This is a genomic window from Streptomyces sp. NPDC088706 (assembly GCF_044752765.1).
In the GTDB taxonomy this organism is placed as follows: Bacteria; Actinomycetota; Actinomycetes; order Streptomycetales; family Streptomycetaceae; genus Streptomyces.
In genome coordinates this window covers 83679-95606 of record NZ_JBIVLW010000020.1, presented here as the reverse complement: position 1 = coordinate 95606, position 11928 = coordinate 83679, and the positions used below count along the sequence as shown (strand labels likewise).

General features: G+C 70.4%; 13 protein-coding genes and 1 pseudogene. 4 read left to right on the top strand and 10 right to left on the bottom strand.

Translation table 11 applies throughout. The annotated features are described in order from the left end of the window. A pseudogene (locus tag ACIQAK_RS29970) lies at positions 1–171 on the top strand (cardiolipin synthase B); the annotation flags it as partial. 70 nt (positions 172–241) lie between these two features. Here ACIQAK_RS29970 and ACIQAK_RS29965 read toward each other — a convergent pair. The 6 genes from ACIQAK_RS29965 to ACIQAK_RS29940 all read right to left on the bottom strand — a co-directional run bounded on the left by ACIQAK_RS29965 (position 242) and on the right by ACIQAK_RS29940 (position 5851). Then, the gene (locus tag ACIQAK_RS29965; protein ID WP_366389256.1) at positions 242–979 is read right to left on the bottom strand and encodes a GAF and ANTAR domain-containing protein; all 738 of its coding nucleotides are present in this window, start codon (positions 977–979) and stop codon (positions 242–244) included. After that, positions 976–1695 carry a GAF and ANTAR domain-containing protein gene (locus ACIQAK_RS29960; RefSeq protein ID WP_366389257.1) on the bottom strand — a complete coding sequence of 240 codons (720 nt, stop codon included), beginning with the start codon at positions 1693–1695 and terminating at the stop codon, positions 976–978. The genes ACIQAK_RS29965 and ACIQAK_RS29960 overlap by 4 nt, the downstream gene beginning before the upstream one ends. 150 nt (positions 1696–1845) lie before the next feature. Beyond that, positions 1846–2346, bottom strand: coding sequence for a hypothetical protein (locus ACIQAK_RS29955; protein WP_366389258.1), 501 nt, complete (start codon positions 2344–2346; stop codon positions 1846–1848). Between the two features lie 124 nt (positions 2347–2470). Further along, positions 2471–3514, bottom strand: a complete 1044-nt coding sequence (locus ACIQAK_RS29950) for an acyl-CoA desaturase (RefSeq protein WP_366389259.1) — start codon at positions 3512–3514, stop codon at positions 2471–2473. Between the two features lie 181 nt (positions 3515–3695). After that, complete coding sequence (locus ACIQAK_RS29945) at positions 3696–4268, bottom strand: hypothetical protein (RefSeq protein WP_366389260.1); 573 nt, start codon at positions 4266–4268, stop codon at positions 3696–3698. Positions 4269–5005: 737 nt separating this feature from the next. Continuing rightward, complete coding sequence (locus ACIQAK_RS29940) at positions 5006–5851, bottom strand: hypothetical protein (protein ID WP_366389261.1); 846 nt, start codon at positions 5849–5851, stop codon at positions 5006–5008. Between the two features lie 343 nt (positions 5852–6194). On the opposite strand from ACIQAK_RS29940, the gene ACIQAK_RS29935 reads away from it, so the two are divergent. Beyond that, positions 6195–7022: a pentapeptide repeat-containing protein gene (locus ACIQAK_RS29935; protein ID WP_401849420.1), complete on the top strand. Its 828-nt coding sequence runs from the start codon at positions 6195–6197 to the stop codon at positions 7020–7022. 175 nt (positions 7023–7197) lie between these two features. Here ACIQAK_RS29935 and ACIQAK_RS29930 read toward each other — a convergent pair whose 3' ends face one another. After that, positions 7198–7329, bottom strand: a complete 132-nt coding sequence (locus ACIQAK_RS29930; protein ID WP_366389262.1) for a hypothetical protein — start codon at positions 7327–7329, stop codon at positions 7198–7200. Between the two features lie 46 nt (positions 7330–7375). Here ACIQAK_RS29930 and ACIQAK_RS29925 point away from each other — a divergent pair, with 46 nt between their 5' ends. Beyond that, a complete protein-coding gene (locus ACIQAK_RS29925) occupies positions 7376–7609 on the top strand; it encodes an alpha/beta fold hydrolase (RefSeq protein ID WP_401849429.1) in 234 nt (77 codons plus the stop codon). Positions 7610–7690: 81 nt separating this feature from the next. Here ACIQAK_RS29925 and ACIQAK_RS29920 read toward each other — a convergent pair whose 3' ends face one another. Next, positions 7691–8680 (bottom strand): magnesium and cobalt transport protein CorA, encoded by a 990-nt coding sequence (locus ACIQAK_RS29920; RefSeq protein ID WP_366389263.1) that lies wholly within the window; start codon positions 8678–8680, stop codon positions 7691–7693. Between the two features lie 154 nt (positions 8681–8834). Between ACIQAK_RS29920 and ACIQAK_RS29915 the strand changes: the two genes are divergently transcribed. Then, complete coding sequence (locus tag ACIQAK_RS29915) at positions 8835–9239, top strand: DUF1622 domain-containing protein (RefSeq protein ID WP_366389264.1); 405 nt, start codon at positions 8835–8837, stop codon at positions 9237–9239. Between the two features lie 255 nt (positions 9240–9494). Here ACIQAK_RS29915 and ACIQAK_RS29910 read toward each other — a convergent pair whose 3' ends face one another. Together ACIQAK_RS29910 and ACIQAK_RS29905 are read right to left on the bottom strand one after the other, a co-directional pair. Next, positions 9495–9995 carry a hypothetical protein gene (locus ACIQAK_RS29910; RefSeq protein ID WP_366389265.1) on the bottom strand — a complete coding sequence of 167 codons (501 nt, stop codon included), beginning with the start codon at positions 9993–9995 and terminating at the stop codon, positions 9495–9497. 431 nt (positions 9996–10426) lie between these two features. Next, on the bottom strand, positions 10427–11878 hold the full coding sequence (locus ACIQAK_RS29905; protein ID WP_366389266.1) for an NAD(P)/FAD-dependent oxidoreductase: 1452 nt from the start codon (positions 11876–11878) through the stop codon (positions 10427–10429). Between the last annotated feature and the right edge of the window lie 50 nt (positions 11879–11928).

The window sequence follows — 11928 nt, the reverse complement described above, 5'->3', positions numbered from 1 at the left end:
GAGGAGGTCATGCTCGCCGTCATGGACTGCGACTTCACCGACGCCCTGGACGCCCACTTCGACGAGGACCGCGACAACAGCGTGCTCATCGAACGTGACCGCTGGAAGCGCCGCTCGGTCATCCAGCGCACCCGCGAAGCCGCCGTCGTGCCCATTCGCCGCTACCTCTAGGCCTTCTCCCGCGGGGTGACGAGCCCCCGCACCCTTCCGGGTGACCCGGCTCGACCGCTGCGCGGGAAGGTCAGGGGTGGGGGATCCGGTCGGTGTCCAGCGTCTGGTCGATGATGCTGCGGGCGCAGTCGGAGATCCGTAGGCGGCGCGCTCGGGCGTAGGTGCGCAGGGCGTCGTACGCGGCGTCGGGGGTGACGTTCCAGCGTTCGGCGAGGATCCCCTTGGCCTGCTCGATGACGATGCGGCTGGACAGGGCGCGTTGCAGTTGGGTCTTCTCCAGCTGCTCCTGCCCGAGGTCGCGCTGCTGGAGGATGGCGATCGTCGCCACGTCCGCGAGGGCCTGCGCGAGTGAGGCGTCCTCGGGGCTCAGTGACTGCCGCCCGGCGCGGAAGAGGTTCATGGATCCCACAGCACGGTCACGGAGGCGGAGGGGAAAGACGTGGCTCGTCCGGAAGCCGCTTCGCCGGGCCTGCTCGGCGAAGGCGGGCCAAGCGGCGGTGGCGGCGGCATCGTGCAGATCGATGTTGCAGCGCGCGCTGCGCGTGCGGTAGCAGTCGAGGCAAGGGCCCTGGTCGTGCTGGATGGCGAAGAGTTCCAGCAGATGCGTGTTCTGGTCGGACGCGGCGATCGTGTGCAGGAGGCCCTGCTCGTTGGCGAGGAGGATCCCTCCCGTGGAGACGTCGAGCAGGCTGACGCAGTGGGCGCACAGTTCCTCGAGGAATTCGATGAGGTCGAAGTCATCGATGAGGGAGTCCGCGACCTGCACGAACACTTGGGACACCTGTTGCTCGCGGGACATGGATGTCATCCCTTCGTCTCCTTGGGTGATTCGGGTTCGGGACGGTCGTTGTCGAGTCGAAGCCGTCGGGAGACGACGTCCTCGGCGGCTTCGATGATGGACCGGTCGTGGCTGTAGGCGTACGCGCGCAGTCGGAGCAAGGCCTCACCCAGCGGAAGTGCGAGCCGGACGCTGAGCATGCCGGTGGCCTGGTGGACGACGGCACGGTGCAGCTCTCCGTTCGGCTGCGCGTCCACCCAGGTGGCGAACCCCGTTCCGGCCCCGCCGAGGAACTGGAGGGTGAGGGCGGCTGCGAGGCCGAGGGCGTCGTCCATCTCCTGGCCGCTCATGGGACCCGGGGAGGCCCGGAGCGCGGTGAGGACGCCGACGGTGATGCCGCCCAGAGCCAGCGGCAGACAGAACATGGCCTCGATCGGCAGATGGGCCATGGCCGGTACGAGGAGGGGCCACCGGACCGTGCCCAGCGCGGCCACATCGGGCTCCACGGTCGCCTGACCGGCGCGCAGGGCATCCGGCCCTGGGCCCTGCCCCAAGGTGAACTGGAGATCCTCGAAGGAGGTGCCCACCGAGCCGGAGGACCAGAGGTGTTCGGTGATCTCGCCGTCGACCACCAGGGACACCGCGAGATGGTCCATACCGAGGAGCGATACGCAGGCGGCGTCCAGACCTGGACCGGCATCCGTGTGCAGAGCCCGGAGGGTCCTGGTCATCTCGGGGCTCAGCACAGGCGGCCACCTTTCGGATTCCCCATCGTACCGGCGGATCCGCGGATCGATCTTCGGTCCTTCACAACGGATCTCCGCACCTGACGCGCCGGCCGGCCGAGGTGGATGCCCGCGGAGCCGGTCAGCCCTGAGGAGAGAGGGGGCCGGCCCTCAGCTCGCTACTCGGTCAGAGAAGGTGTCCGAGGCGGCCGACATCCTGAGTGTCTCCAGCAGTTCCGCCTGCTCCTCGGCGCGTCGCAGGAGCTGCTCCAGTCGGAGTGGGTCAAGACGTCGGTCCGTCTCCGCCAGCGCACGCAGTGTTCGCCAGCAGCACGCCTTGCCTTCCACTCCCAGGCGCATGGCCTCGAGCTCCAGGACATCGCTCAGCGGGGAGCGTGACAGAAGGCGGCCGTTGGTCTTCAGGCGGCCCGCCTTCTCACCGAGGCGGCCGAGCAGGAGTCTGCTCCGGCGGGGGGCGATGCCCAGCTCGCGCATGATCTGCGTCAGCGCGGTGCGGTCCTGGACGACTTCGTCGACGAGCTTGCGCAGCTGAAGCGCGACGGCCTCGTGCGGCTGCGCGCGAGCGGCTCTCCGCAGGAGCTCCACCCCGCCGGCGGATCCCGCCAGGTGGTCGTTCAGATAGATGGCCAGCAGATCGGCGGTGCGCTCCATGATGTCCGTCTCCTGAGGTCGGTGCCGTCGGCGAGTTCTCCGCCTGGGCGAACGGAAGGGGTACGAGCACGAGCGGGGGCCGTGTTCCTGCCGGGCGCCGGATGCGGGCCGGGCCCGGAACGGCTCACGCGGGGGTGGCCTCCGTGCCGCGCAGGGGCGCGCCTGCCTGATGGAGGCTGCGGAGCGCCTGCCGGTAGGAGGTGATCAGGCCCGTCTCCAGATAGGACACGCCCAGTTCTTCGCAGTAACGGCGCACGATGATCTGCGCCTTGCGCAGGTTGGGGCTGGGCATGCTCGGGAAGAGGTGGTGTTCGATCTGGTAGTTCAGTCCGCCCAGGACGATGTCGGTGAACCAGTTGCCGCGGACGTTGCGCGATGTGAGGACCTGGCGGCGCAGGAAGTCCGGACGGTCCTTGCCCGTCCGGATCGGCATGCCCTTGTGGTTGGGGGCGAAGACCGAGCCGAGGTACACGCCGAAGAGGCACTGGTGGACGGCGAGGAAGGCGATCGCCATGCCGGGCGGCAGCACCAGGAACAGTGCCGTCAGATAGACCGCGAAGTGTCCGACGAGCAGCGTCCCCTCCAGCAGCCGGTGCTTGAGCGAGCGGTCGGCCAGCGCCCGGACACCCGACACATGGAGGTTGAACGCCTCCAGGGTGAGGAGGGGGAAGAACATGTAGGCCTGTGAGCGGCCGATCAGCCGGGGCAGGCCCTTGGCCGCGCGGGCCTGGTCCTGGGACCAGACCAGCAGGTCGGGCTCGATGTCGGGGTCGAGCCCCTCGTGGTTGGGATTGGCGTGGTGGCGGGTGTGCTTGTCCTGCCACCAGCCGTATCCCATACCGATGCCGGCGTTCGCGGCGACCCATCCCGACACCTCGCTGGCCTTGCGCAGCCGGAACACCTGGCGGTGGGCGACGTCATGGGCCAGCAGCGCCACCTGGCCGAAGACCGCCGCCAGGAAGGCGGCGACCGCCAGGGTCCACCAACTGGCGCCGACCAGGACGAAGGCGGTCCAGCCCGCTGCGTAGAGCACCATCACGGCCGCGATGCGGACCGTGTAGTAGCCGGGACGCCGGGCCATCAGACCCTGGTCGGCGATCCTCTTGGACAGCCGGGCGAAATCGCTGCCCGTCGTCCTCTCGGGACGGATGGAGACTTCTGCGGTCATGAGCGCGAACCTTTCTTGGCCGACACCTGGACCGCTGATGGGGGGTCACCGTGGTCCGGCAAGTGCGGAACAGCCAAGAACGTGACCGGTGTCGCTCGAAGGGTGGAGTGCGGAGCGTGGCCTTGGGCCACGCTCCGCCGGACTGAGTAGCTGCTCGTCCCGCCGAACCGGCGGGCTCGAGCTAGCGCTTCTGCGGATTCAGCCCGTCGAGAGCGTTGCGCAGGGCGCCACGGGCCTGCTCGGAGGGCCGCTGCTGCTCACCGTGCAGGGCGTTGAGGACGACCAGGCCGGCGGTCAGCGCGGGCACCACCCACTGCATCAGGGTGAGTTGCTTCTGGGCCTGCTCGACAGTGCCCGGCGCGCGGTCGGCCGCCTCCTGGTCCTCCTCCTTCTCCGACGTGGCGAGATCGACCTTCTTGCCCAGGACCCGCGTGTACGCGGTGGCGGCGAGGGCCGCCCCGGTCAGAACGGTCTTGGTCACGGTGGAGGCGGTGACACCCTTCTGGTTGCCGACCCGGGCGCGGTTGGCGACCAGCACCCCGGTGCCGCCGAGCAGATGGGCGCCCACGGCAACGGCACCCAGCGGCGCCCACTTGGCCCAGCCGGACGAGGCGATGCGCGCCGTACCGACCTCCGTGACGCCTTCCTCCTCGGCCGCCCCGTTGAGGCCGACCGCACCCATCAGGGCACCGCCGAACCAGGCGGCCAGACCGAGGTCGTGTGCGCTGCGCAGGAAAGTGTTGCGTTCGGTCATGACGCTCCTTCGTATGGTGGATCGCGGTGTCCGTCGAGCGGCCTGTCGCCGCTCGGGGTCGGGCATCCGCGTTGGTGCGTCTTTCGAGCTCGGCGGTCCCACTAAGGATTCGCCACGGCCCATTTCCCGAAATTCAGGTCTTCGGCAGAAACGGCCCGATACCGCCTGACCTGAGGTACCCCGAACGCCCGGGTTCATTCATCGGCGCCGGAACAGCGAAATCTGACGCCGGTTCTCCGTCGGTTTCCCCACCTGACGCGGCGAGCGGCGTGGTGTGCAGCGAGATGAGCGATTTCGCTTCTGCCGAACTCTCCGTGAGGCATGAGGCGAACGGTCGCACTTGGTAAGCCCGGCGCGGTTTCCACCTGGCGGCGACGACGGAGCACTTCGCGCTCGACGCCCACAGGGTCCCGGGCGACCCACGGCGTCCCGCTCGTGGGCGTCCTGGGTGCTGATGGACTGTCGCACGGATGTGGCCCCCAAAAACCGATCGGGCGGTCAGCACCGGGGGCTGGGGTGCTGTCGCGTTCTGCGTACGAAATCCGTCCGGTTTCGTACGCGCTGATTTCTGTTCTACCCGGCCTGGGACGGCAACAGAATCATCATCCGGAGGCGGGGCTTCATTTCAGCTTCTCACACGGCTGCCCCGGCGACCAGGGTATGGCGAGAAGGGAACAGAATTCGGCGCTGTTCTTGTGGTCGCGCCCGGCGGCTCACCGGACGCGACCCGGCGCTACTCAGGACCGGTCACCGCGGTGCGGGTGCCACCAGCCCGAGCGGCCCTGCTCCGAGGCACGGGAGCCACCGGCCTGGCCGTTCTGCTCGTACTGCGTACGGTCGGAGTCCGGCTTGCGATCGCCGCTGTCGGCGTCCCTGGCCGGGACCGGCCGACCGCGCGGCGCCGCCGGCTGCTGCGGCCGGTGGACCAGACGTCCCGGCGAGCCGCCTCCCGACGCGTCGTGCCGGGCGGAAGCCTCTGCACCGGGCCGCGTACCGTCGGAGCCGTCCCGACCGGGCATGCTCCGCGTGTCCTGGTCCCGGGCGGCCATGCCGTAGGGGCGTTCGGTCTCGGCACTGCGGCTGTACCCGTCCGCGTACTGCGAGGCGTCCCGCTCCCGCTGTTCCCGCTCGTCGCGCGCGTTACGTACGGCCCGGCGCTCGCGCCCGCCCATGACGGCCGACCCGATCAGCATCAGGAGACCACCGGCCAGCGCGAGCCCCACCCCGCTGCCGAGACCTGCGCTGTCCCCTGTGACCGTCAAACTGCCCTCGGCCTGACCCTGGCGGACCATCCACAGGATGGCGAACCCGAGGGTGACGATCCCCGCGATGAGGACCATGAGCCGCGATCGGAACACCACGCCGAGGACCGTGAGGACCGCGCCCACCAGGAGCGGCAGGAACATGGACGCGAACAGTCCCGCGCCCGAGTCCGTCACGCCCGCGCCGGTGAAGAGTTCCCAGACCCGGAATTCGCGCCCGAGCCGACCGCTGTACCAACTGCGAAAGGGGGCCCAGAGGGCCGCGGCGGCGCCGACGACCGCCAGGACGAGACCTATCGTGTTACGGATACCCCGTGCCATGCCGTGACCTCCCGGCAAGTCGCATCGAAGCACGCGACGACCTCACGTGCCCTATCCCGCTTTCTCCTCACGCTACGCCCGCCCCGCATGCCACGCCATGCGGCCCAGCACGGATGCGGGAGCCCCCCGGGTTCGACGACCGGTCGAGTCCTGCGCCCCCTGCCACCTGGGGCGATCGCCGAAGGTAGCTACCGTTGGACCACCTGCGTCCGACACCCTCGTCCTGGGACGTCGCACCCGTCGCGGTCCGCGTACGGGTGTGGTCGGCCCGCCAGGGACAATGGGGCGTACAGCCACGCACACCGCCACCCACCGCATGCCGCACGCCGCATCAGGAGTCACCGTGTCCGAGCGCAACTCATTCGCCGCCCAGCTCGACCTACAGGCCGACTGCGGGAACTGCTTCGGCCTGTGCTGCGTGGCGCTGCCCTTCTCGCGCTCGTCGGACTTCCCGGTGGACAAGTCCGCCGGCACGCCCTGCGGAAACCTCCAGGAGGACTTCCGCTGCGGCATCCACGAGCGGCTACGCGACAAGGGTTACAACGGCTGTACGGTGTTCGACTGCTTCGGCGCGGGCCAGAAGGTCTCCCAGGTCACCTTCAAGGGCGTCGGCTGGCGCGAGGAGCCGGGCTCGGCCCGCGCGATGTACGAGGTCTTCCCCGTCGTGCGCCGGCTCCAGGAGCTCCTGAAGTACACCGCGCAGGCCTTGGACCTGCCTGCGGCGCGGCCCGTCCACCGGGATCTGCGCCGCGCGTACGAGCGGATCGACGCGCTCACCCGGGACACGGTCGAAAGCCTGCTCGCCGTCGACGTGGACGCGCTGCGCGGTGAGGTGAACCCGCTGCTCCTGCGCGCCAGCGAGCTGGCCCGCGCGGCGGTCCCCGGGCGCAAGAAGAACCACCGGGGCGCCGACCTCACGGGCTCCCGGCTGCGTGGCGCGAAGCTGCGCGGCACCAGCATGCGCGGCGCCCTCCTGATCGCGGCCGACCTGTCCGGCGCCGACCTGCGCGACGCCGACCTGATCGGCGCGGACATGCGGGACACCGACCTGTGCGGGGCGGATCTGCGCGGCGCGCTGTTCCTCACCCAGGCGCAGCTGAACGCCGCGCGGGGCGACGCCCTCACGAAGGTCCCCCACCCCTTGGAGCACCCGTCGCACTGGGCAGCCTAGGCTCCGCCCGGCCCGGCCGGGCTCCGGACTGGCCGCGGGTGGCTTTGTCTCCGCGCGACCGTGCACGAGGGTCGCTCCGATGTCGTCGGAGACGACGGCGTTGAGGATGGCGGTGGCCTCCAGCCGGGTCCGTAGACGCACCTGCTCTGACCAGCAGTTCGTCGCGGGTGGCCCCCTACCGGTAGAGGGATGCCGGTCCGGCCCCGAGGGCGACCGCCACGGCCCGCTGGGTGACGGCGGGCAGACCGACCGCGTCGGCCAGGGCGACCCCGACGGCCGCGATGCGGTCGCGGTCGAACGCGGGCACCGGGCCGCGTCCCCCACGTTTGGGGCGCAGCGAGCTGCTGTGAGAGCTGCGCCGGCCCGCCCTGGTCCCGCACGGCGAGCAGGACCCCGTCCTGCGGGTCAGCGCGGGCCGTGCCACCGCCCGGGCCGTCGGCGGCGCCCGCCTGGTGACCTACCCGGGCGTCGGCCACGACCTCCCCGCCGCCGTGTGGCCCGGCATCTCCCGCCGGATCAGCGACATGACGGCCCATCAGTCCCCATCGGGTGGTGCGGGAGTATTCGGACAGCCGCTGGAGGAGTGACAGCCGGGTGCACCACTGCGTCGTGGGCACGGTGGCCATCCTGCCGGATCGCTGAGGCACCGGACGCGGCAGAGGTTCGGCCTAGAGCCAGCCGTTGCGGCGGAAGGCGCGATAGAGGAGTCCTGAGGCCATCACCATCAGCGCGAGCGCGAGCGGATAGCCATAACTCCAGCGCAGCTCCGGCATGTGCTCGAAGTTCATCCCGTACACGCCGGCGACCATGGTGGGGATCGCGAAGATCGCCGCCCAGGCCGAGATGCGGCGCATGTCGTCGTTCTGCCAGGTGCCCACCCGCGCCTGCTGCGCGTCCAGAACCGAGTTCAGCAGCTCGTCCAGCGACCGGACCTCGGTGTCGGTGCGGCCCAGATGGTCGGCCACATCGCGGAAGTAGGGCAGCACCTTGGCCGGATGGTCCCGCCCGTCCGGGCCGGGGCTGCTCAGAAGGCTCTGCAGGACAGGGACGAGGGGCTGTACCGCGTCGCGGAACTCCCGCACCTCCCGCTTGAGGGAGTAGATCGCCTCGGTGTGGTCCACGCGCGAGGTGGAAAAGACACGGTCCTCCAGCTTGGTGAGCGCGGCCCGCACCCTGGCTGCGCTGTCACTGTAGGCGTCCACCACCACGTCGAGGACGGCGTGCAGAACGGACAGCGGGCCAAAGTGCAGCATGTCGGGATCGGCTTCGAGCCGACGGGCGGCTTCGGCGGCCGGGTCGACCGCACCGTGCCGCACGGTGAGCACATAGCGGGGACCGACGAAGACCATCAGCTCCCCCGTCTCCACCGCCGCTTCCGCATCGACGTACCAGAGCGTCTTGAGCGCGACGGCCAACACGTCACCGAAGCGCTCGCGCTTGGGGCGCTGGTGAGCCTGGACGGCATCCTCGACCGCCAGGGGGTGCAGGCCGAGCTCCTCCGCCAGGTGCAGCAACTCGGCCTCGGACGGGTCGACCAGGCGCACCCAGGCGAACTCGCCCTCGCCGAGCCCGCGCAGCCGCTTCAGCACCAGCTGACAGGCCTCCTCTTCCAGACCGCATTCCACCGTCTCCGACCGGCCCGACCGTTCCTCGTACATCACGCATTCCATCCCATGAACATGCTTCAGTACGCCGATTTCATGCACCACCGGTCGTCCCGCGCTCGTTTGCACCGGCTGTGCAGGACCGCTCCCACCTGCACAGCGCTGCGGCGCACCGGTATGACGGACGCGGAGCGGGTAGGCGGGCGGCATGTCAGTGCCAGGAGAATTGCTGTCCGAGTCCACGGTGCGCGATGTGATCGGGTGGCTCGCCCACGTGATCGAGGCCGGCGGTGCTCTCATCATCTTCGCGGGAGCCGTCTGGGCCTTCGTCCGGTTCGCCGGCACAGCGCTTCGCGGACACTCCCTCATCACCGAGTTCAACAGGATTCGCCTCAGCCTCGGCCGCTTCCTGGTCCTGGGGCTGGAGTTCCAGCTCGCCGGAGACGTCCTGCGCACCGCGGTCGCGCCCAGTTTCTCCGAGATCGGCCAACTGGCGGCCATCGCCGCCATCCGGACCGTTCTCAACTTCTTCCTCACCCGGGAGATCGCCCAGGAACGCGCGGAGATCGAGCAGGACCGGAAGGAGACCGCACCGCGTTCCGCGGCCCTTTGAGGAAGCGGGCGATCACGCACGGCCGGCCACCCGGACTGCTGCGTGGGGCGATCGCCTACGGCACGGGTTCTTCGGCAGGCGGCGTCGAGGCCGGAGAAATCGCAGAAGGTGCCCTCGGCCAGGTCCAGCACCAGGTCGCGGTGCGCTGCATGTGGTCTGTCGGTCGAGCCGGCCCGCCCGGCGGGTCAATCGGGGGGACGGTATGGCCCGCCGTCCGTCAGGCCGGACTCGTCGGAGTGCCGGAGGAGGGGTGTTTCAGCCGGTGTTCCGGTCCTGGCTCTGATTCCGCTTCCGGTCCCGGTGGTTCGAGCCTCGACTTCCGCCTGTCACCGCCAGCACGCCTCCTACGACGGCGATCAACGCGATGGCCAGGGCGATACTGACCCATCCGTCGGTGTCCCAGTACACGTCCTCCAGGCTGATCAGCAGTGCCGCCTCGTCGATGATCAGGGCCATACCCACACCGTAGGCGAGACCCATCCAGGCACGCGCGCGGGCCGAACGATGCACGAGGCCCGCCACTCCCACGACCGCGAGCAGCAGAATTCCCCACACGTAGTGGTGGATGTGCACGCCGCCGGCTTGTACGTCTCCCACTCCGGCCACGTCGATGTGGATCAGCCAGGTGAGCAGGCGCATACCGCCGAAGGTGAGGGCAAACCCCCACCACGCGAGGACGAAGCCGCGACGCTCGGAGGAGATGCCGGGCAGCAGGCGCAGCCACGGCGACCGGTGAGCCGTGCGCGTGGACGGCACTTGGCGAGCCGTAGGCGAGGACCGGCACCGATCCGACGGATCGTGCGGTACGGACGGTTCCGATGAATCCGGTGGCTTCATGAGTTCTCCCCTGCCGCGAATGTCTCGATCAACCCGGCCACCGCTTCCGGCAGGCGCGCAGGTCAGCAGCGGAAGGTCGCCGTCGTGGTAGGCCACCGCGGCGTCCGGCCTCTTCCGCGACATCTGACCAGCAGGACTCGGTGGGCCAGCGCTCAGCGCCGACCGCCCTCGGTGCCCCACCGGTACACGTCACCTCGACGGGGTCCGACCTGCCCGACGAGCTGCGTCATCACCATCGAGCAGACGACCAGCCCGGAAGGCACAACCACGACCGCGCTGGAACCTGCGGCAGAATCCGAGTCCCACAGCACATGGGGCGTCTGCCGCTGTATGTACTCGACGGCGCTTCCTTAACCCCTGTACGTCTCCAGCAGCCGCAGCCACACCTCACTGATCGTCGGGTAGGCCGGAACCGCGTGCCACAGCCGGTCGATGGGGACCTCGCCCGCCACCGCGACCGTCGCGGAGTGCAGGAGTTCGCCGATTCCGGGGCCGACGAAGGTCACGCCGAGCAGGATCTCGCGGTCCAGGTCCACGATCATCCGCGCGCGGCCTCGGTAGCCGTCGGCGTACAGGCTCGAGCCGGCGACCGAGGCGAGGTCGTAGTCGACCGCGCGGACGCGGTGGCCCGCGTGTTCGGCCTCGGCGAGGGTCAGGCCGACCGACGCGACCTCGGGGTCGGTGAAGACGACCTGGGGGACGGCCGCGTGGTCGGCGGTGGCCGCGTGGGCGCCCCAGCGGTCCGTCTCCAGGAGCGGGACCTTCTGGGCTCGGGCGGCGATCGCGGCGCCCGCGATGCGGGCCTGGTACTTGCCCTGGTGGGTGAGGAGGGCGCGGTGGTTGACGTCTCCGACCGCGTACAGCCAGTCGGTGCCCTCGACGCGACAGCTGTCGTCCACCGTGAGCCAGGAGCCGGGCTTCAGGCCGACCGTCTCCAGGCCCAGGTCGTCCGTGCGCGGCGCCCGGCCCGTGGCGAAGAGGATCTCGTCGGCCTCGATCCGGCCACCGTCGTCCAGCTCCACGGTGACGGGGCCGTCCGGTGCGGGGCGGTGCACGGCGGTGACGGAGACTTCGGTACGGACGGTGGCTCCGGCCTCCGTCAGCGCCTCGGCCACCAGCTCGCCCGCGAAGGGCTCCATCTTCGGGAGCAGGCCATCGCCGCGGATCAGCAGGGTCACCTCGGCGCCCAGCGCCTGCCAGACGGTCGCCATCTCCACGCCGACCACTCCCCCGCCGACGACCACGAGCCGGCCGGGGACCTCCTTTGCGCTGGTGGCCTCGCGGCTGGTCCAGGGGCGGGTCTCCTCGATGCCGGGGAGGCCGGGGACGACGGCCCGGGTGCCGGTGCACACGGCGACGGCGTGCCGGGCGGTGAGCCGGTGCTCGGTGCCGTCGGGGGCGGTGACGGTGACCGCACGGGGGCCGGCAAGGCGCCCCGTACCGCGGTGGATGGCGGCTCCGATGCCCTCCAGCCAGCCGACCTGGCCCTCGTCCTTCCAGTGGCTCGTCATCTCGTCCCGGTGGGCGAGGACGGCCTCCACATCCAGGGGGCCCTGCGCGGCGGCGCTCAGGCCCGGGACACGGCGGGCGTCGGCCCGGGCGATCACGGGGCGCAGCAGGGCCTTGCTCGGCATGCAGGCCCAGTAGGAACATTCGCCGCCGATCAGCTCGGACTCCACCACGGCCGCGCTCAGCCCCGCGGCGCGGGCCCGGTCGGCCACGTTCTCCCCCACCGGACCCGCGCCGATGACCACCACGTCGTACTCGGAAACGTCCACCGCTTCAGTTGTCGCATCAGTCATGGAAACAGTGTCGTCGGGAGTGTGCGCCCTGGCCACATGGGCAGGCGGAA